This window comes from Streptomyces sp. NPDC085524 (assembly GCF_044541755.1).
In the GTDB taxonomy this organism is placed as follows: domain Bacteria; phylum Actinomycetota; class Actinomycetes; order Streptomycetales; family Streptomycetaceae; genus Streptomyces.
The window spans coordinates 113,045-132,280 of sequence record NZ_JBITTH010000028.1; the positions used below are offsets into that span (position 1 = coordinate 113,045).

At 73.2% G+C, this 19,236-nt stretch carries 20 protein-coding genes and 1 pseudogene; 14 read left to right on the top strand and 7 right to left on the bottom strand.

The window, feature by feature from the left end; all coding sequences use genetic code 11:
• Window positions 1–2 precede the first annotated feature (2 nt).
• Genes ACIGFK_RS33765 through ACIGFK_RS33775 form a run of 3 tightly spaced genes read right to left on the bottom strand, consistent with a single transcriptional unit; the run spans window position 3 to window position 2,733 of the window.
• Complete coding sequence (locus tag ACIGFK_RS33765) at window positions 3–845, bottom strand: hypothetical protein (RefSeq protein WP_376658808.1); 843 nt, start codon at window positions 843–845, stop codon at window positions 3–5.
• The gene (locus tag ACIGFK_RS33770) at window positions 842–1,498 is read right to left on the bottom strand and encodes a response regulator (RefSeq protein ID WP_376658809.1); all 657 of its coding nucleotides are present in this window, start codon (window positions 1,496–1,498) and stop codon (window positions 842–844) included. Before ACIGFK_RS33770 ends, ACIGFK_RS33765 begins: the two co-directional genes overlap by 4 nt.
• Window positions 1,486–2,733 carry a histidine kinase gene (locus ACIGFK_RS33775; protein ID WP_400054868.1) on the bottom strand — a complete coding sequence of 416 codons (1,248 nt, stop codon included), beginning with the start codon at window positions 2,731–2,733 and terminating at the stop codon, window positions 1,486–1,488. Before ACIGFK_RS33775 ends, ACIGFK_RS33770 begins: the two co-directional genes overlap by 13 nt.
• A 181-nt stretch (window positions 2,734–2,914) precedes the next feature.
• Here ACIGFK_RS33775 and ACIGFK_RS33780 point away from each other — a divergent pair, with 181 nt between their 5' ends.
• Window positions 2,915–3,358 (top strand): hypothetical protein, encoded by a 444-nt coding sequence (locus ACIGFK_RS33780; RefSeq protein WP_376658811.1) that lies wholly within the window; start codon window positions 2,915–2,917, stop codon window positions 3,356–3,358.
• Here the strand turns inward: ACIGFK_RS33780 and ACIGFK_RS33785 are convergent.
• The gene (locus ACIGFK_RS33785) at window positions 3,355–4,572 is read right to left on the bottom strand and encodes a cytochrome P450 (protein WP_376658812.1); all 1,218 of its coding nucleotides are present in this window, start codon (window positions 4,570–4,572) and stop codon (window positions 3,355–3,357) included. The genes ACIGFK_RS33780 and ACIGFK_RS33785 overlap by 4 nt on opposite strands.
• Complete coding sequence (locus ACIGFK_RS33790) at window positions 4,569–5,270, bottom strand: TetR/AcrR family transcriptional regulator (protein WP_386467145.1); 702 nt, start codon at window positions 5,268–5,270, stop codon at window positions 4,569–4,571. Before ACIGFK_RS33790 ends, ACIGFK_RS33785 begins: the two co-directional genes overlap by 4 nt.
• 333 nt (window positions 5,271–5,603) lie before the next feature.
• Here ACIGFK_RS33790 and ACIGFK_RS33795 point away from each other — a divergent pair, with 333 nt between their 5' ends.
• On the top strand, window positions 5,604–6,002 hold the full coding sequence (locus ACIGFK_RS33795) for a VOC family protein (RefSeq protein ID WP_386467143.1): 399 nt from the start codon (window positions 5,604–5,606) through the stop codon (window positions 6,000–6,002).
• Here ACIGFK_RS33795 and ACIGFK_RS33800 read toward each other — a convergent pair.
• On the bottom strand, window positions 5,936–6,667 hold the full coding sequence (locus ACIGFK_RS33800) for a helix-turn-helix domain-containing protein (protein ID WP_400054871.1): 732 nt from the start codon (window positions 6,665–6,667) through the stop codon (window positions 5,936–5,938). The genes ACIGFK_RS33795 and ACIGFK_RS33800 overlap by 67 nt on opposite strands.
• A 105-nt stretch (window positions 6,668–6,772) precedes the next feature.
• On the opposite strand from ACIGFK_RS33800, the gene ACIGFK_RS33805 reads away from it, so the two are divergent.
• The gene (locus tag ACIGFK_RS33805) at window positions 6,773–7,642 is read left to right on the top strand and encodes a hypothetical protein (protein WP_400054873.1); all 870 of its coding nucleotides are present in this window, start codon (window positions 6,773–6,775) and stop codon (window positions 7,640–7,642) included.
• A 71-nt stretch (window positions 7,643–7,713) separates the two neighbouring features.
• Here ACIGFK_RS33805 and ACIGFK_RS33810 read toward each other — a convergent pair whose 3' ends face one another.
• Entirely contained in the window at window positions 7,714–8,841 is a 1,128-nt protein-coding gene (locus tag ACIGFK_RS33810) for a YihY/virulence factor BrkB family protein (protein WP_376658817.1), read from the bottom strand.
• A gap of 17 nt (window positions 8,842–8,858) precedes the next feature.
• Between ACIGFK_RS33810 and ACIGFK_RS33815 the strand changes: the two genes are divergently transcribed.
• The 11 genes and pseudogenes from ACIGFK_RS33815 to ACIGFK_RS33865 form a co-directional block, all read left to right on the top strand.
• A complete protein-coding gene (locus tag ACIGFK_RS33815) occupies window positions 8,859–10,502 on the top strand; it encodes an acyl-CoA dehydrogenase family protein (RefSeq protein WP_400054875.1) in 1,644 nt (547 codons plus the stop codon).
• Between the two features lie 358 nt (window positions 10,503–10,860).
• Entirely contained in the window at window positions 10,861–12,141 is a 1,281-nt protein-coding gene (locus tag ACIGFK_RS33820; RefSeq protein ID WP_400054880.1) for a GAF domain-containing protein, read from the top strand.
• Window positions 12,142–12,154: 13 nt separating this feature from the next.
• Window positions 12,155–12,718 (top strand): GNAT family N-acetyltransferase, encoded by a 564-nt coding sequence (locus ACIGFK_RS33825; protein WP_376658819.1) that lies wholly within the window; start codon window positions 12,155–12,157, stop codon window positions 12,716–12,718.
• A 294-nt stretch (window positions 12,719–13,012) separates the two neighbouring features.
• On the top strand, window positions 13,013–13,096 hold the full coding sequence (locus ACIGFK_RS33830; RefSeq protein ID WP_310942095.1) for a putative leader peptide: 84 nt from the start codon (window positions 13,013–13,015) through the stop codon (window positions 13,094–13,096).
• A gap of 239 nt (window positions 13,097–13,335) precedes the next feature.
• Complete coding sequence (locus ACIGFK_RS33835) at window positions 13,336–15,045, top strand: nitrite/sulfite reductase (protein ID WP_376658820.1); 1,710 nt, start codon at window positions 13,336–13,338, stop codon at window positions 15,043–15,045.
• A complete protein-coding gene (locus tag ACIGFK_RS33840; protein ID WP_376658821.1) occupies window positions 15,042–15,221 on the top strand; it encodes a hypothetical protein in 180 nt (59 codons plus the stop codon). Before ACIGFK_RS33835 ends, ACIGFK_RS33840 begins: the two co-directional genes overlap by 4 nt.
• Window positions 15,218–15,931, top strand: a complete 714-nt coding sequence (locus ACIGFK_RS33845) for a phosphoadenylyl-sulfate reductase (RefSeq protein ID WP_376658822.1) — start codon at window positions 15,218–15,220, stop codon at window positions 15,929–15,931. The genes ACIGFK_RS33840 and ACIGFK_RS33845 overlap by 4 nt, the downstream gene beginning before the upstream one ends.
• A gap of 35 nt (window positions 15,932–15,966) precedes the next feature.
• Window positions 15,967–16,512, top strand: coding sequence for an adenylyl-sulfate kinase (gene cysC, locus ACIGFK_RS33850; RefSeq protein ID WP_376658823.1), 546 nt, complete (start codon window positions 15,967–15,969; stop codon window positions 16,510–16,512).
• Window positions 16,509–17,450 carry a sulfate adenylyltransferase subunit CysD gene (gene cysD / locus ACIGFK_RS33855; protein ID WP_376658824.1) on the top strand — a complete coding sequence of 314 codons (942 nt, stop codon included), beginning with the start codon at window positions 16,509–16,511 and terminating at the stop codon, window positions 17,448–17,450. The genes cysC and cysD overlap by 4 nt, the downstream gene beginning before the upstream one ends.
• A 2-nt stretch (window positions 17,451–17,452) precedes the next feature.
• Window positions 17,453–18,802 carry a sulfate adenylyltransferase subunit 1 gene (locus ACIGFK_RS33860; RefSeq protein WP_386467134.1) on the top strand — a complete coding sequence of 450 codons (1,350 nt, stop codon included), beginning with the start codon at window positions 17,453–17,455 and terminating at the stop codon, window positions 18,800–18,802.
• A 215-nt stretch (window positions 18,803–19,017) separates the two neighbouring features.
• Window positions 19,018–19,236: pseudogene (locus ACIGFK_RS33865) on the top strand (sulfate ABC transporter substrate-binding protein); the annotation flags it as partial.

Sequence of the window (19,236 nt, forward strand, 5' to 3'; positions counted from 1 at the left end):
GGTCAGGGCCCGTACAGGGCCTGCGCGCGGCCCGAGCCCGCTTCCATGTCCAGGGTCCGGGGTGCGGCGTCGTCGCGGAGGCCGTCCGGGACCTCGCAGCGGCCGACGCCGGCCTCGCAGGTGGTGCGGAAGGCGGTGGCGACGGGCACGATGACGGCCAGGCGGCCGGAGCCGACCTTCCCGACGACCTGGTCCGGCGGGGCGAGGAAGGTCACCGCGGCGCTGCCGGAGCCGACCCGGACGTCGGCCTGGGGGGAGGTGAGGCCCGCGGCGTGCAGGCGGCCGGAGTCCACCTTCGCACGCAGGGCCCCGCGCAGGCCGTTGATCTCGATCCGGCCGGCGTCGACCTCCGCGTCCACGGTGCCGCCGAGGCCCGCCAGGTACACCCGGCCGGAGCGGGCCGTCACCTTCACCGGGATCCCGGCGGGCACGGTCACCGCCAGCTTGACCGTGCAGCCGGCCGCGACGACCCGCCAGGAGTCTGCCCCGGGGCAGCGTGCGGTCAGCCGCAGGGCGTCGCCGAGCCGGCTGGTGTCGACGGAGGGTGGCGTCAGCGACCAGCTCACCTCGGCCCGGTAGCCGACCTGCCGGTCCCCGCGGGGGGTGACGGTGATGTCCGCGTCGCCGCCCACGATCTCCAGCGCGCCCACGGGGCGGCCGTCGCTGCCGCCCTGCAGGACGTCGCTGCGCACGGCCCCGAGCGAGAAGGCCTGCCAGGCGGCCGGCAGCAGGACCAGGAGCGCCCCGAGGAGCGCCACGGCGGTCCAGGTCCGGCGGTGCCTGCGCCGCGGCTTGCCGGCCGGGCTCGTGCCGGCCGGCGGTGCGCCGGTGCCGGGGGCCGTCACGGTGTGCCGTCCAGGAAGCGCAGGACCGCGAGGACCCGGCGGTGGTCTCCGTCGGCCGGCGGCAGGTCGAGCTTGGTGAAGATGCTGTTGATGTGTTTGGCCACCGCGCTTTCACTGACGACGAGTTCGGTGGCGATGCCCGCGTTGGAGCGGCCCTCCGCCATCAGGGAGAGGACCTCCCGCTCGCGCGGGGTGAGCCGCTCCAGGGGGTCCGGGCCGCCGCCGCGGCGCAGCAGGAGCTGGGCGACGACCTGGGGGTCGAGCGCGGTGCCGCCCGCGGCGACGCGGCGCAGCGCGTCCACGAACTCCTCGACGTCGGCGACCCGTTGCTTGAGCAGGTAGCCGATGCCGGCGCCGCTGCGAGTGGCCAGCAGGTCGGCGGCGTAGCGCTCCTCCACGAACTGGGAGAGCAGCAGCACGGCCGTGTCGGGGTACTGACGGCGGATCATCAGGGCCGCGCGTACGCCCTCGTCGGTGAAGCCGGGCGGCATCCGTACGTCGAGCAAGGCGAGTTGGGGGCGGTGTTCCTCGACGGCGGCGAGCAGCGCCTCGGCGTCGCCGGTCTCGGCGGCCACGTCGAACCCTGCCATCTCGAGGACTTTGACGAGTCCCACGCGCAGCAGGACGGAGTCCTCGGCGATCACGGCACGCACGGCAGCTCCACGGTGATGTCGGTCGGTCCCCCGGCGGGACTGGTGATCTTGATGGTTCCGTCGACCGACCCTACGCGCTTGCGCAGGCCCACCAGGCCTGTGCCGCGTGCCGGGTCGGCTCCGCCGACCCCGTCGTCGGTGACGGTGATGCGCAGGTGCTCGCCCGTGCGGTCCCGGACGCGGTCGAGCCGTACCGAACAGTGCCCGGCCCGGGCGTGTTTGGCGACGTTGGCGAGGGCCTCGGACACCACGAAGTAGGCGACGGCCTCCACGGTGGCTCCCGGCCGGGTGCCGATGTCCACCGTCAGCTCGACGGGGAACGGGGCCCGGGCGGCGATCCCGGAGAGCGCCGCGTCCAGCCCGCGGTCCTCCAGTACGGCCGGGTGCAGGCCCCGTACCAGATTGCTCAGCTCCTCGATGGCCTCCTTGGCCTCGCGGTGGGCCTCGTCGATGACGGCCCTGGCCTCGGGCGGCAGGTCGGTCAGGGTGGCGCGGGCTATGCCGAGGTTCATGGCGAGTGCGACGAGGCGCTGCTGGGCGCCGTCGTGCAGGTCCCGTTCGATGCGGCGGCGTTCGAGGTCGGCCGCGTCCAGGACGCCCGCCCGGCTCTCGGCGAGGTCCTCGACGCGGCGCTCCAGCTCGCGGGAGCGGTTCGGGCCGAGGAGGGCGGCCGCCGCGAAGGCGTCGATGCGGGTGGTGAGCGCGGCCAGCCAGGGTGCGCAGAGCAGGAGGAGGGCCCCGGCCACGGTGATCAGGTCGGGGTCGAGGCTCCGGTCCGGGTGCGGCAGGGCCCAGTCCCACGCGTACACGGTGGTGCCCGCGGCGCCCGCGCCCCACGCGAGCACCACCAGTGCCCCGGCCGCGGCGACGAGCGGGCTGACGACGAGGTGGTAGCCGTACTGGCGCCAGGTCGCCTCGGACCGCACCCGTTCGAGGAGCCCGCGCGGGCTCCACCAGCGCTCCTTGCACACGACCTCGGGCACGTCGAGGCCGAGCAGGGTCCAGAAGCGGCTGCGCTGGAGGGTGGTGAGCAGGGGGCTGAGGACGAACAGGAGGAGCACCGCGACGGGGCTGTGGCCGGGCGGTACGACCGCGTACGCCAGGGCGAGGAGGGCGGGCAGCGCCACCGGGATCGCGGCCGCGGTGAAGGCGGTGTTGCGCCGGGACCACGCCGACCACGGTGCGTGCGCCGTGGTCCAGGTGTACGTACGCCTCAGCGCGCCGCGAAGTGCCATGCCGAGTACGGTAATCGCACTGGTCGGAGGGCTGCGATCACCCTGGTGCCCGGGCGGGGGTGTACCTGGCACCACCCCCGGTTCGGACGGTGGGGCTACTGATCCCGGCGGCCGGGCGGACGAGGCTGGGTGCATGCCCGGCGGACGGACCGGCGGGCCGCCGTGAGGAGACCCGAAGGCCATGACGCTCGTCGCTCCGCAGTTCCGCCCCCGGCAGCTCGGCACCCGCCCGTTCCCGGGCCGCCGGCGCGCGCCCCGGCTCTCCACGGTGCTCACGGGGGCCGGCGTGGCGCTGGTGCCGTGGATGCTCGTACTGGCGAAGACCCTGCCGCAGACCACCGAGGTCTCCAACTGGTCCACGGCCTGGATCGGCCTGGACCTGATGCTGGCGGCCGGGCTGGCCGGCACCGGGGCGCTGCTGCGCAGGCGGGACCCGCGGGCCTCCCCGGTGGCAGCCGCGACGGCCGCGCTGCTGCTGATGGACGCCTGGTTCGACGTGACGACCTCGGCCGGGACTGCCGAGCAGGGGATGGCGCTGCTGCTGGCGGTGGGTGCGGAGCTGCCGCTGGCGGTGGCGTGCGCCGTGGTGGCCGCACGGCGGGTGCCGCACGGCCGGGCGGGCTAACCGAAGCGCACCGGGAGGTGCTTGATGCCGTTGATGAAGTCCGAGCGCAGTCGGCGCACTTCGCCGGCCAGGCCGAAGTCGGGGTGGCGCATCAGCAGTTCGCGGACGAGGGCCTTGATCTGCGTACGGGCCAGGCCCGCGCCGAGGCAGAAGTGGGGGCCGCCGCCGCCGAAGGCGAGGTGGTCGTTGGGGGTGCGGCGGATGTCGAAGGTGAAGGGGGCCTCGAAGACGTCCTCGTCCCGGTTGGCGGAGGTGTAGTACGTGACCACCTTCTGGCCGGCGGCGATCGGGCGGCCGCGCAGGACGGTGTCGCGGGTGGCGGTGCGCCGGAAGTTGTGGATCGATCCGCCCCACCGGAGGAACTCCTCCGTGGCCGAGTTCCACAGCGCCTCGTCCTGCGGGGACGCGGCGAGCTCCGCCCGGGCCGCGGGGTGCTGGGCGAGGGCCAGCACGGTGTGGGACAGCAGGTTGCGCGTGGTCTCGTTGCCCGCGACGCAGAGCAGTACGAAGAACATGTTGATCTCGTGCTGCGTGAGGCGGTCGCCCTCCACCTCGGCGTGGACCAGGGTCGAGAGGATGTCCTCGCGCGGGTGCGCCCGCCGCTGCGCGGTCAGGGCGTCGCAGTAGGCGTAGATCTCGGCGGCCGCGAGGTCGCTGTCGTGCTTGCCCGCCGAGAGCTCCGGGTCCTGGCCGCCGGCCATCCGGTTGCTCCAGTCGAAGATCAGGCGTTCGTCGCCGGGCGGTATGCCGACCATCTCGCAGATCGTCTGGATCGGCAGCCACGCGGCCACCTCGTCCACGAAGTCCATGTCCCGCCCGGGGGCGACGGCCGTCTCCACCAGCGCGGCCGCCCGTTCGCCGATCCGGGCGGCGAGGCGGCGCACGACCCGGGGCGTGAAGCCCGCGCTGACCAGCGCGCGGTAGCGGGAGTGGCGCGGGGCGTCCATGCCGAGGAGGACCAGGCGCAGCGACTCCAGGGACTCGGGGCTCTGGTCGCGGACCATGAAGGAGCCGAGTTCCGTGGACCAGAGCTCGGGGTCGCGGCTGACGGCCTTGACGTCGGCGTGCCGGGTGACGGCGTAGAAGCCCTCGTGGGGGCCGGGGATCTCGTGCCAGTGCACGGGGTCCTCCCGGCGCAGCCGGGTGAACTGCTCGTGCGGGACCTCTCGGGACCAGGTGTCCTCGAGCAGGTCGACTTCGCCGGTGGGGATCATTCGGTGCGTCCCTTCAGTAGGGCTCCGAGGGCCTCCACGACGAGTTCGTCGGGGATGCCGTGGGGGTCGAGGCGGTGCTGCATCGCGAGGCCGAGGAGGAGGCCCAGGACGAGGGCGCCGGTCTCCTCCGGCGGGCGGGGCAGGGGCGTGCCGGTGGCTTCGGCCCGTTCGGATAGGCCTTCGCCGAGCAGGGCGCGGATCTCGGCGTAGCGCTGGGCGAGCCGGGTGCCGATGAGCGGGCCGCGGGCACCGTGCAGCCACAGCTCCGCCTCCAGGAGCAGCCAGGAGTCCCCGCGGTCGGGGTGCGGTCGGGTGAGGCTGGCCCACATGGCCGCGAAGTGCGTGGCCGGGTCCCCCGGGTCCGCGCTGCCCTCGATCTCGGCGGCGAGCTCCTCGGCGGTGCGCTCCTTCCAGACCTCGAGCAGGGCGAGCAGCAGGCCCTCCTTGCCGCCGAAGTGGCTGTAGAGCGCCCCCGTGGTCCGGCCGGCGGCCTCGGCGACTGCCTCGGCCGACACGGCGTGGAACCCCTTGCGGGCGAAGAGCCCTGCGGCGGCGTCGATGAGCCCCGCCCGGGTCTGCGACTTCCGCTGCGCCTGCCCCCGCCGCGCCTGCGCGCCCTGCGGTGAGTCCTGCGGGCGGCTCGGCGGGGTCTTTTGCGGCGGGCCCGGCGGGGTCTCCTGCGGACGGTCGCGCGCCACGGCCGCGGAACCGCTTGAGGGGCCCCCTTCGGGGCCGGCCGCAGGTCCCGCCGCGGGGGCCGCATCCGCCGGCGCCCGCGGCGGGCGGGCCGGGTGCGCGGGAGGCGGCTCCGGCGGGGGGCCGGGGTGTGGCGGTTGTGGCGGATGTGGCGGCACGGGGGCTCCCGGGACTTATATCGGCTTCCCGATATAAGTTGCGCACCGAACTGACGGACCGTCAATCCCCTTGCAGGGGAAGGACCGATGTTCCTGCCGCGGCGGCCCGCACGGGCCGGTCCGGCGGTGTCCGATCCGTTCAAGACGCCGCCTCCGGGCCGTGCCTAGCCTGGCCCCATGACTCCTCGACTCGACATGATCGGCATCGTCGTCTCCGACATGGCCGCCTCTCTCGCCTTCTACCGCCGCCTCGGCCTGGAGATCCCCGCCGACGCCGACGGGCAGCCGCACGTCGAGGCGGCCGGGCCCGGCGGGCTGCGGATCGGCTGGGACACGGAGGCGACCATGCGGTCCTTCGACCCGGCGTGGACCCGGCCGGAGGGCGACGGCCGGGTGGGACTGGCATTCCTGTGCGACTCCCCCGCCGAGGTGGACGCGGTGTACGCCGAGTTGACGGACGCCGGGTACACCGGGCACCTGAAGCCCTGGGACGCCTTCTGGGGCCAGCGCTACGCCGTGGTCCTCGACCCGGACGGCTGCGGGGTCTCCCTCTTCGCCCCGGCCGGTCCCGCGTAGGCGCTCAGCGTCGTCCCGGCCAGCGCGCGCACCTCGCGGGCGAGGTGCGCCTGGTCGGCGTAGCCGGCGGTGTACGCGACCTCGGCGTACGAAGTCCCCGCGCGGGCCAGGGCCAGGGCGCGCCGCAGCCGCAGGATCCGGCCGAGCGTGCGGGGCCCGTACCCGAAGGCGTCGAGCGAGCGCCGGTGCAGCCGCCGCTCCCCGGTGCCGAGCGCGGCGGCGATCCCGGCCACCGTCTCCCCCGCGCGCAGCCGCGCGGTCACCTCGGCGGCGAAGCCGTCGGGCGGTCCTGCCCCGGCGGCGCGGCCGGCGGCCAGCGCTTCGAGTCCCGCGCACGGGTCCCCGTACCCCGCGACCGCCCCCGTGAGGCGGCGCACCTCCCGCCCCGGCCACAGGTCGGTGAGCTCGACCCGCCGGTCCCGCAGCACGTGCGCCGGTACGCCGAGCAGCGCGGGTGCGGTGCCGGGCGCGAACCGGATCCCGGCGAAGGCCCGCCCCGGCACCTCCCCTGCGGGGTGCGGCCCGGTGTCGGGTCCGGCGACCAGCAGCCGCCCGTCCACCCAGAGCAGGTCCATGCACCCGTCGGGCAGCACGGCCCCGCCGCCACCCGAGGCCCGCCACAGCACGGCCCCGGGAACGGCCCGCGACGGCGCTTCCTCGTACATGCCGGCATGCTACGCCCACCCATTCCCCCAAGATCATTCGATGGATTCGCGCGGTGTGCCGCCGGTAGGGTCGCCACATCCGTTGACATCAGGGGGAGTTGAGACGTGACCGACGCAGTCGGCCGACCGGATCCGGGACGGATCCCGCCCAGGCCCACCGAGCCGCCGCAGCCGGGACCCGTACCGGTCTCCGTCCCGGCCGCTCCGGCCGATCACCCGCCGCGCTGGGCCTGGTGGGTGATCGGGATCGTGGTTCCCGTGCTGGGGACGGCCGCCACGTTGTTCGCGGCGTCCTCGAAGGAGAACGGCTCGGCGTCGCCGCCGGCCGGGGGATCGACGGTCCCGTCCGCCTCGGCGTCCCGGCCGGTGGGGACGCCGTCCGTATCCGCGACGCCGTCCGTTTCCGCGACGCCGTCCGCGCCCTCGGTCGCGCCGCTGCCGGGGCCGTCCTCGGCGTCCCCGACTCCGTCGACCGTCCCGGACCTGTCGGCTCCGGCCGGCTACCAGCCCCACCAGGGCAAGTGGGGCATCGCGCCTCCGATCTGCGGTCAGACGCTGCTCGTCGACCTCGACACCGGGGTGTCCACGTCCGCCGAACCGGAGTCGGCCGGGGAGAGCGCGCCACCCGGGGCGACGGCCACTGCGGAGCTGGAGTACCGGCCCGACAGCCAGGGGTGCGGCCTGTCCGGCATCGCTCCCTCGTCCACGGAACTGCGGTCGGTCACCGGCCGTCAGGTGGGCGTGCTGCGCGCGGGGCAGCCGCAGACCTTCGAGAGCTGCCGGGCAGCCGCCGGCACGGGGTTCGGCGTCGTGCCGATGGGCCGCTCCACGGCCGGGGAGCGGGGCCTGGTACTGGGCGCCGCCCTGTGCTCCGTGACGGACAAGGGCTCCGTGGCCATGGCCGTCGTCGAGGAGATCGGGACCGGGAAGGCCCCGGCCGCGGGCGGGCGGCTCATCACCTGGTCCAAGGGCTGAGCCGGGGCGCGAGCGGTGCCGTGCCCGCGAACGGCGCCCCAGCCTCGGAGGCCGCGCCGCCGCGCCGGGGCTCAGTGCTTGCGCAGGCGCGAGGAGTAGTCCTCCGGCGGCAGGAACTTCGACCACCGCTCGGGGAACTCCGACGGCATGGCACCGCCGTCCTCGTCGTCCTCCGATTCGCCCTCGGCCAGGGCCCGCCACGCGGCGGCCCGCGCGATCAGCTGGGCGGCTTCCGCTTCCCGGGCCCGCTCGTTCGCCTCGCGCGCCGCGGCCGTGGCCACCGACGGCCAGACCCGGTCGATGGCGGCGTTCACGGCGGCGCCCACCAGCACCGCGAAGGCCGAGATGCCGATCCACAGCAGCACCGCCACGGGGGCGGCCAGGGAGCCGTAGATCGTCGGGCCCTCCACCGTGTTCGTGAGGTAGATCCGCAGCAGGAACGAGCCCAGCACCCACATCGCCAGGGCGACCAGCGCGCCCGGCACGTCCTCGATCCACGGCGAGCGCACCGGCACGGACACGTGATAGAGGGTCGTCAGGAAGACGATGGAGAGCAGGGTGACGGTCGGCCAGTAGAGGATCGCGATCACGTCCGTGCCCCAGGGCACCAGCCGCACCACGGCGTCGGGTCCGACCACCATCAGCGGCAGCACGATGGCCCCGATCAGCAGCGCGATCACGTACAGCAGGAAGGCCAGCAGCCGGGTCTTGACGATGCCGCGCTGCCCGTCGAGGCCGTACATGACGGTGATGGTGTCGATGAAGACGTTCACGGCGCGCGAGCCCGACCACAGGGCGATGGCGAAGCCGAGGGAGATCAGGTCCGGGCGGCCGCTCCGGGTGACGTCGTCGAGCATCGGTCTCGCAATCTCGTTGACGCCCCGGTCGGAGAGGACGGTGCCGACCGCGTTCAGGATGTTCTCCTCGATGCTCTGCACCGACTGGGTGTTCGTCCAGCCGTCCACGTAGCCGAGCAGGCCCAGCAGGCCGAGGAAGAGCGGGGGCAGCGAGAGGAGGGTGAAGAAGGCCGCCTCCGCCGCGAGACCGAGGATCCGGTACTCGATGCACGAATTGACGGTGTCCTTCAGCAGCAGCCAGCCCATCTTCCGCTTCGACACGTTGCGGTAGAGGGCGCGGGCCCGGTGGAGCCGTCCCGGGCGTCCGGGGATCCGCTCGAAGCTTTCTTTTGCTGGCTGCACGTCCTTACGGTATCCGCATGGCAGCCACCACCCACACAGTCACCAACCAGGCCCCGCCCCTCGTGGGCCACGACGTCTACGGAGGCGACCGGGCGCTCACCGAGGGCGTCGAGCGCCACCTCGCCTCCGCGGAGCCCGAACTCCTCGGCGAGGTGCGGGAGGAGCTCACCACCCTCGGGCGGGCCGCCGGCTCGGCCCAGGCCCAGGAGTGGGGTGCGCAGGCGAACGAGAACCCGCCGAAGCTGCGCACGCACGACCGGTACGGGAACCGGATCGACGAGGTGGAGTTCCACCCGGCCTGGCACCGGCTCCTCGGGCACGCCGTGACCTCCGGGCTCACCGACGCCTGGGGGCGCCCGGCCGGGCACCTGCGCCGCGCCGCCGGGTTCTTCGTCTGGTCGCAGGCCGAGGCGGGGCACGGCTGCCCGGTCTCGATGACGCACGCCGCCGTTCCGGCGCTGCGGACCGACCCGGAGCTCGCCGCCGAATGGGAGCCGCGGCTGACCTCGCACGTGTACGAGGAGGGGCTGCGGCCGGCCGCCGGGAAGGGCGGGGTGCTCTTCGGCATGGGCATGACGGAGAAGCAGGGCGGCAGCGACGTACGGGCGAACACGACGGCGGCGAAGCCCCTGGACGCCTCGGGCGAGTACCTGCTGACCGGGCACAAGTGGTTCTGCTCGGCTCCGATGAGCGACGGGTTCCTCGTCCTGGCGCAGGCTCCGGGCGGGCTGACCTGCTTCCTGGTGCCGCGGGTGCTGCCGGACGGCACGCGCAACGTGTTCGCGATCCAGCGGCTGAAGGACAAGCTGGGCAACAAGTCGAACGCGTCGAGCGAGGTGGAGTTCGACGGGACCTGGGCCCGGCGGGTGGGCGAGGAGGGCCGGGGGGTGCGGACCATCATCGAGATGGTCGCGGCGACCCGGCTGGACTGCGCGATCGGCTCGGCCTCGCTGATGCGGCAGGCGCTGACGCAGGCCGTTCACCATGCGGAGCACCGCTCTGCTTTCGGAGCGCCGCTCATCAAGCAGCCGCTGATGCGCAACGTGCTCGCGGACCTGGCCCTGGAGTCGGAGGCGGCCACCACCCTCACCCTGCGCCTCGCGGCCGCCTACGACGCCGGGACCGAGCAGGAGAAGGCCTTCCTGCGCCTCGCGGTGCCCGTCGCGAAGTACTGGGTGACCAAGCGCTGTACGCCGATGGTCGCCGAGGCCCTGGAGTGCCTGGGCGGCAACGGCTACGTCGAGGAGTCCGGGCTCCCGCGGCTGCTGCGCGAGTCCCCGCTGAACTCCGTCTGGGAGGGGTCGGGCAACGTGCAGGCCCTCGACGTGCTCCGCGCCCTCCAGCGCGAGCCTCAGGCCCTCGGCGCCTTCCTCCAGGAGGTGGGCCTGGCCCGGGGCGCCGACCACCGGCTGGATTCGGCCGTCAAGGACCTCCTCACCGAGCTCGCCGACCTGGAGGGCATCGAGGCCCGGGCCCGGCGCGTGGTGGAGCGCATGGCGCTCGTGCTCCAGGGTTCGCTGCTGGTGAGGTGGGCTCCGCCCGCGGTGGCCGACGCGTTCTGCGCCTCGCGGCTGGGCGGGGACTGGGGCGCGGCCTTCGGCACGCTGCCGCACAGCCTCGACCTCGGCGCGGTCGTGGAACGGGCGCGGATCGCGGGCTAGGAGGGAGCCGCCGGGCTCCCGCGTACGGTCCCCAAACCGTTCCGAGCCGGGATCCGTGCCCGTCGACCGGGATCAGAGGTGGCGCCGCGCCGACTCGGCACCACCTCTGACCCGGGAAAGCCCCGAGGAGGAGCTGTCACGCCGCTCGGCGGCGTCCGGACAGTTTCGGTCGTCCGACCGGGACTTGGCGAGAGTTGCATACCGTTGCAACCTTTGAGTCGACAGTCGCCTTTCGGGTGCCGGGGGAAGCGGCGGCCGAGGACCAGCCGGGCGGCTCGCTCGGTACGACCTGTTCGACGGGGAGGTTCCGGTGGTGAATACCACAGGCGGCGCGGTCGACGCGGCACGCATCTCGGCCATGGATGCGCGGGAGGCCGCGCGGCTGCTCAAGGGGGTACGGGAGGCGGCGCTGGCCGGGGACCGGCTGCCGGCCCCGCCGAGACCGGAGATCGCGGAGTCCTGGCGCCGGATGATGGCCGGCGGGGTGCACCCGGACCGGGACGCGCGCTCGCGGTTGCTCACGGCCGCGGAGACCGAGGAGCGGCGGCACGTCTCGCCGCTGCGGGAGGTCCTGCCGGTGCTCCGGGAGGGGCTGCTGCCGGCCCTGGACGAGGTGCTGCACATCATGGTCGTCGCCGACGCGGACGGGCGGCTGCTGTGGCGGGAGGGCCACTCCTCGATCCTGCGCAAGGCGGACCGGCTCGGCTTCGCGGTGGGGGCCGACTGGGACGAGGCCGTGGTCGGCACCAACGGGGTGGGCACGGCGCTCGTGACCCGGCGGCCCGTCCAGGTCTTCTCGGCGGAGCACTTCGTCTCCAGCCACCACGACTGGACCTGCGCGGGCGCGCCCGTACGGGACCCGCGCGACGGGCGCCTGCTGGGCGTGGTCGACGTCAGCGGGCCGCTGGCCACCATGCACCCGGCGACCCTGGCCTGGGTGAGCTCGGTGGCCCGGCTCGCGGAGCGGGAGCTGCGGGTGCGCCACCTGGAGTCGCTGGAGCAGCTGCGGGCGGTGGCCGCCCCGCTGCTGGCCCGGCTGCCGGGGCGGGCGCTGGCCGTGGACCCGAACGGCTGGACGGCCGCCGTCACGGGCATGGTGCCCCCGGAGCGGATCCCGCTGACCAAGGGCTTCGGGCCGGGCCGGGCGTGGGTGCCGCAGCTCGGCGAGTGCGCGGTGGAGCCGCTGCCGGGCGGCTGGCTGCTGCGGATCGCGCAGGACCGTACGGGCCCGGCCGTGACCCGGGTCGTCCTCGACTTCAGCCGGGCGGGAGCGTGCTCGGCGACGGTGTACGGGGCCGCCGGGAGCTGGGCGCAGGAGCTGAGCCCGCGCCACGCCGAGCTGCTGTTCCTGCTCGCGGAGAACCCGCGCGGGCGCTCGGCGGCGGAGCTGGCGCAGGAGCTGTTCGGGGACCCGGCCCGTACGGTGACGGTCCGGGCGGAGCTGTCCCGCGTACGCCGCCACCTCGCGGGCGTGCTGGCCCACCGGCCGTACCGGTTCGCCCCGGACGTGGAGGTGGAGCTGATCCGTCCGCAGGACCCGGCGGCGCTGCTCCCGCACTCCACGGCCCCGTCGGTGATCCGGGCGCGGCTGGGGCGGAAGGGGGCCGAAGGACCCTCCGCCGGCCGTTGGGGGATGTGATTCCCTGAGGTGCATGAGCACCATCACCCTCACCACCTGGTCCCTCGAGATGAACTCGCCGGACGATCTGGTTCCGGCGGCTGTTCCGGGTCCCGAGATCACCGTCTCACGGTCGGAGGTCCCCTCCCCCGAGTTCAGCCGCTTCCTCTACGCCTCCGTCGGCGGCGACATCCACTGGACGGACCGGCTCGGCCTGACCCGCGCGCAGTGGGTGGAGCAGCTCGAGCGGCCGGGGGTGGAGACGTGGGTGGCGTACGACCGCGGCACGCCGGCGGGGTACGTGGAGCTCGACCCGCAGGACGACGGGGTGGTGGAGATCATGTACTTCGGGCTGCTCCCGGACTTCCGGGGCCGCCGGATAGGCGGGCACCTGCTGTCGCTGGGCGTCGCCCGGGCGTGGGACCTCGCGTCCCGCTGGCCGGAGCGCACCCCGACCCGCCGGGTCTGGGTGCACACGTGCAGCCAGGACGGCCCGACGGCGATGGCCAACTACGAGCGCCGCGGCTTCAAGGTGTTCAAGACGGAGACGGAGCCCAAGGAGGAGACCCCGACCCCGGGCCCGTGGCCGGGAGCGTGACCCTCCGGGGCGGCTCCGCGACGCCGGCTGCGCGAGCCCGGCTCCGCCGGGACCCGGAGCTCCGCCCCTGACCCCGCTCCTCGAACGCCGGAGCGGCTGAAACGACAGCCTCGCCGGCGTTTGAGGCACCGGGGTCCGGGGGCAGCGCCCCCGGGCAACGGCGCCGCAGGGGGGCGTGGGCAACGGTGCCCGGGAAACGTGACCCCGGTCACGATGTCCCGCAATCCGAGACGACTCGGTCCGGATAGTGGACAGTAGTGGACTCCTCCAAGAGGCACATGACACGCTTCCGTCATGAATGGAGCTGGAATTGCCTTGGTGAGTCGGCGGCACGTCGACCTCGGCCGCATGTCCAGCGCCATCTGTCCGGCGTGCTGACGGAACCAGCAACCGCCGCACATCGCCGCAATCCCGGCATCGCCGCCGTGGAAGCGTCGATCATCGCCGCCCCCTGAAGGCCGAACACCGCCCCGCCCTGTCCACCGGCAACCCCGGCGAAGGCGCGGCGATCAGCCGCACCCGCTCAGCGTCGTCAGTGCTTGTGCCGGGGGCCCACAACCACTCCCCCCTGCTCTGACTGCCCTCCGCCCTGAGCCGCCGAAGAAGGACGTACCGCCATGGCCGCCACCCCCGAAACGCCTGCAGCCGCAGCTCCCGCAGCCGCCGCGCGCCGCAAGACCGGTCGTCACCGCGGCGAGGGCCAGTGGGCTGTCGGACACCACACCCCCCTCAACGGCAACGAGCAGTTCAAGAAGGACGACGACGGTCTCAATGTGCGGACGCGCATCGAGAACATCTACTCCAAGGCGGGCTTCGACTCGATCGACCCCAACGACCTGCGCGGCCGTATGCGCTGGTGGGGCCTCTACACCCAGCGCAAGCCCGGGATCGACGGCGGCAAGACCGCGATCCTGGAGCCGGAGGAGCTGGACGACAAGTACTTCATGCTGCGCGTCCGCATCGACGGCGGCCGGCTGACCACCGAGCAGCTCCGCGTCATCGGCGAGATCTCGGAGGAGTTCGCGCGCGGTACCGCCGACCTCACCGACCGCCAGAACGTGCAGTACCACTGGATCCGGATCGAGGACGTCCCGGAGATCTGGCGCCGCCTCGAGGCCGTCGGCCTGTCCACCACCGAGGCCTGCGGTGACACGCCCCGCGTCATCCTCGGTTCGCCCGTGGCCGGCATCGCCCAGGACGAGATCATCGACGGCACCCCCGCCATCGACGAGATCTACCGCCGCATCGTCGGCAACAAGGACTTCTCGAACCTGCCCCGCAAGTTCAAGTCCGCGGTCTCGGGCTCGCCGCTGCTCGACGTGGCGCACGAGATCAACGACATCGCGTTCGTGGGCGTGAACCACCCCGAGCACGGCCCCGGCTTCGACGTCTGGGTCGGCGGCGGTCTCTCCACCAACCCGAAGCTGGGCGTGCGCCTCGGCACCTGGGTCTCGCTCGACGAGGTCCCGGACGTGTACGAGGGCGTCATCTCGATCTTCCGCGACTACGGCTACCGCCGGCTGCGCACCCGCGCCCGCCTGAAGTTCCTCGTCGCCGACTGGGGCCCGGCCAAGTTCCGCCAGGTCCTGGAGGACGAGTACCTGAAGCGCAAGCTGACCGACGGCCCCGCGCCCGAGCAGCCCAGCGGCCAGTGGCGCGACCACGTCGGCGTGCACCAGCAGCAGGACGGCAGGTTCTACGTCGGCTTCGCGCCCCGCGTCGGCCGCGTCGACGGCGCCACCCTGACCAAGATCGCGGACATCGCCGAGCAGCACGGCTCCGGCCGTCTGCGCACCACCGCCGAGCAGAAGATGATCGTCCTCGACATCGAGGCCGACAAGGTGGACTCGGTCGTCGAGGCCCTGGAGGCGCTGGACCTGCGGGTCAAGCCGTCCCCGTTCCGCCGCGGCACCATGGCCTGCACCGGCATCGAGTTCTGCAAGCTGGCCATCGTCGAGACCAAGGGCCGTGGCGCCTCGCTGATCGACGAGCTGGAGCGCCGCCTGCCGGACTTCGCCGAGCCGCTCACCATCAACATCAACGGCTGCCCGAACGCCTGCGCCCGCATCCAGGTGGCGGACATCGGTCTCAAGGGCCAGCTGGTCCTGGACGACGACGGCAACCAGGTGGAGGGCTACCAGGTCCACCTGGGCGGCGCCCTCGGCCTGGAGGCCGGCTTCGGCCGCAAGGTCCGCGGCCTCAAGGTCACTTCGGCCGGTCTGCCGGACTACGTCGAGCGGGTCGTCACGCGCTTCTCGGAGCAGCGTGAGGACGGCGAGCGCTTCGCCGCCTGGGTGACCCGCGCGAAGGACGAGGACCTCTCGTGAGCGAGCGCGCCGCACCGTTCTACTGCCCGTACTGCGGCGACGAGGACCTGTTTCCGAACGAGACGGGCCACGGCGCCTGGGAATGCAGGGCCTGCAACCGAGCCTTCCAGCTGAAGTACCTCGGGCTGCTGTCCCGGGGCGTTCAGTCCGACACCGCTGGAGGGGACGAGATATGACCACGGTTCAAGACGCAGATCTCAAGACCGGCGATCTGAAGGCACTGGCCGAGCAGGCGGGCCGGGACCTGGAGGACGCCTCCGCGCTGGAGATCCTCACCTGGGCGGCCGAGACCTTCGGCAAGAAGTTCGCCGTGACCTCCTCCATGGAGGACGCGGTCGTCGCCCACCTGGCCTCCCGGGCGATGCCCGGCGTGGACGTGGTCTTCCTCGACACCGGCTACCACTTCGAGGAGACCATCGGCACCCGTGACGCCGTCGAGGCCGTGATGGACGTCAACGTCATCACGCTGACCCCGCGTCAGACGGTGGCCGAGCAGGACGCGGAGTACGGCCCGAAGCTGCACGACCGCGACCCCGACCTGTGCTGCGCGCTGCGCAAGGTCAAGCCGCTCGAAGAGGGCCTGACCGCGTACGCCGCATGGGCGACGGGCCTGCGCCGCGACGAGTCCCCGACCCGGGCGAACACCCCGGTGGTCGGCTGGGACGAGAAGCGGCAGAAGGTCAAGATCTCGCCGATCGCCCGCTGGACCCAGGACGACGTGGACGCGTACGTCGCCGAGCACGGCGTGCTCACCAACCCGCTGCTGATGGACGGTTACGCCTCCGTCGGCTGCGCCCCCTGCACCCGCCGCGTGGCGGAGGGCGAGGACGCGCGGGCCGGCCGGTGGGCCGGGCGGGGCAAGACCGAGTGCGGACTGCACGGCTGATGACGACCAGCGAAGAACTTACGGAGACAGAGCAGATGAGCGTGAGCGACCAGGGCGCCACCGTGTGGCTGACCGGGCTGCCGAGCGCGGGCAAGACCACCATCGCCTACGCGCTGGCCGAGCGGCTGCGCGCCGAGGGCCATCGCGTGGAGGTACTCGACGGGGACGAGATCCGCGAGTTCCTCTCCGCCGGACTGGGCTTCAGCCGCGAGGACCGGCACACCAACGTGCAGCGGATCGGCTTCGTCGCCGAGCTGCTCGCCAGCAACGGCGTCAAGGCGCTGGTGCCGGTGATCGCGCCGTTCGCGGACAGCCGCGACGCCGTTCGCAAGCGGCACGCGGCCGCCGAGACGAACTACCTCGAAGTGCACGTGGCCACCCCGGTCGAGGTGTGCTCCGAGCGTGACGTGAAGGGCCTGTACGCCAAGCAGGCGGCGGGCGAGATCTCCGGTCTGACCGGGGTCGACGACCCGTACGAGGCGCCGGCTTCCCCGGACCTCCGTATCGAGTCGCACACGCAGACCGTCCAGGAGTCGGCTTCGGCCCTGCACGCGCTGCTCACCGAGAGGGGTCTGGCATGACCACCGCCGCACACGTGCACACCGAGTCCGACGCCGACGCGCCCTACGCGCTGTCGCACCTCGACGCCCTCGAGTCCGAGGCCGTGCACATCTTCCGCGAGGTGGCGGGCGAGTTCGAGAAGCCGGTGATCCTCTTCTCCGGCGGCAAGGACTCGATCGTCATGCTGCACCTGGCCCTGAAGGCGTTCGCGCCGGCGCCGGTGCCCTTCTCGCTGCTCCACGTCGACACCGGGCACAACTTCCCCGAGGTCATCGAGTACCGCGACCGCACGGTCGCCGAGCACGGCCTGCGCCTGCACGTGGCGTCCGTCCAGGACTACATCGACGCGGGCAAGCTGCGCGAGCGCCCGGACGGCACCCGCAACCCGCTGCAGACCGTCCCGCTGACCGAGGCGATCCAGAGCCGCAAGTTCGACGCAGTCTTCGGCGGCGGCCGCCGCGACGAGGAGAAGGCCCGCGCCAAGGAGCGCGTCTTCTCCCTGCGCGACGAGTTCTCCCAGTGGGACCCGCGCCGCCAGCGCCCCGAGCTGTGGCAGCTCTACAACGGCCGCCACGCGCCCGGCGAGCACGTGCGCGTCTTCCCGCTCTCGAACTGGACCGAGCTGGACGTCTGGCAGTACATCGCCCGCGAGGGCATCGAGCTGCCCGAGATCTACTTCGCCCACGAGCGCGAGGTGTTCCTGCGCAACGGCATGTGGCTGACCGCCGGCGAGTGGGGCGGCCCGAAGGAGGACGAGACGCCCGAGACGCGTCTCATCCGCTACCGCACCGTCGGTGACATGTCCTGCACCGGCGCCGTCGACTCCGACGCCGCCACGCTGGACGCCGTGATCGCCGAAATCGCCGTCTCCCGCCTCACCGAGCGGGGCGCGACCCGCGCCGACGACAAGATGTCCGAGGCCGCGATGGAAGACCGCAAGCGCGAAGGGTACTTCTAGACATGACCAGCACGACCGAGCAGTTCGCCGATGTGTCGGCGACCACCCTGCTGCGCTTCGCGACCGCCGGTTCCGTCGACGACGGCAAGTCCACCCTGGTGGGCCGCCTGCTGCACGACTCCAAGTCGGTCCTGACGGACCAGATGGAGGCCGTCGAGGCGGTCTCCCAGGCCCGCGGCCAGGAGGCCCCCGACCTCGCGCTGCTCACCGACGGCCTGCGGGCCGAGCGTGAGCAGGGCATCACCATCGACGTCGCGTACCGCTACTTCGCCACCGCGCGCCGCCGGTTCATCCTCGCGGACACCCCGGGGCACGTGCAGTACACCCGGAACATGGTCACCGGCGCCTCCACCGCCGACCTGGCCGTGGTCCTGGTCGACGCCCGCAACGGCGTGATCGAGCAGACCCGCCGGCACGCGGCCGTCGCGGCGCTGCTGCGCGTCCCGCACGTGGTCCTGGCCGTCAACAAGATGGACCTCGTCGGCTACGAGGAGTCGGTCTTCGCGGCCATCGCCGAGGAGTTCACCGCGTACGCCTCGGACCTGGGCGTCCCGGAGATCACCGCGATCCCGATCTCGGCCCTGGCCGGCGACAACGTGGTGGACCCGTCCGCGAACATGGACTGGTACGGCGGCCCGACGGTGCTGGAGCACCTGGAGACCGTGCCCGTCAGCCACGACCTCACCGCCTGCCCGGCACGCTTCCCGGTGCAGTACGTGATCCGTCCGCAGTCCGCCGAGCACCCCGACTACCGCGGCTACGCGGGCCAGATCGCCTCCGGCGTGCTGCGCGTCGGCGAGGCCGTGACCGTGCTGCCCTCGGGCCGTACGAGCACGATCGCGGGCATCGACGCGCTCGGTCAGAGCGTGGACATCGCCTGGGCCCCGCAGTCGGTGACCCTGCGCCTGACGGACGACATCGACATCTCGCGCGGCGACCTGATCGCGCCGTCCGCGAGCGCCCCGGCCACCACGCAGGACGTCGAGGCGACGGTCTGCCACGTGGCCGACCAGCCGCTGGCCGTGGGTGCGCGCGTGCTGATCAAGCACACGACCCGTACGGTCAAGGCCATCGTCAAGGAGATCCCCTCGCGGCTGACCCTGGACGACCTGTCCCAGCACCCGAACCCCGGGCAGCTGGTGGCCAACGACATCGGCCGCGTCGTCGTCCGCACCGCCGAGCCGCTCGCGCTCGACGCGTACGCCGACTCGCGCCGCACCGGGTCCTTCCTGCTGATCGACCCGGCCGACGGCACCACGCTGGCGGCGGGCATGGCGGGCGAGTCCTTCGCCTCCAAGGCCCAGGCCGCCGGCCAGGCCGCCGCGGCGGACGAAGAAGGCTGGGACTTCTAGATCATGCCCGCCGATCTGTATTCCACCTTCGCCAAGGAGGGCGGCCGCGTGGGCAGCGGCGCCCTCGGCAGCGGCCAGGGAGGGGTGGCGCGATGTGCGCGATGACGTACGTGCACCGCATGCACGCCCCCACCCCCCACCAGCCGTACCCGCCTGTGCTCCATGAACGAAGACGTGCGTCATGAGATGACCACGTCACGAGAGGAAGTCCTCCCGTGCCTGCCACCAGCACCACCAGCAAGACCCTGCGCCGCGGCATCGCCGCCGTCGCCCTGCCGCTGCTGATCGGCGCCCTCGCCTCCTGCGGCTACGGGTCCCAGGCGGTGGACAAGCAGACCGACGCGGCCGCGCCCGAGGGCAAGAAGCTGTCGGCCTCCGAGGTCCGGATCGGGTACTTCCCGAACCTGACGCACGCGACCGCGCTGGTCGGTCTG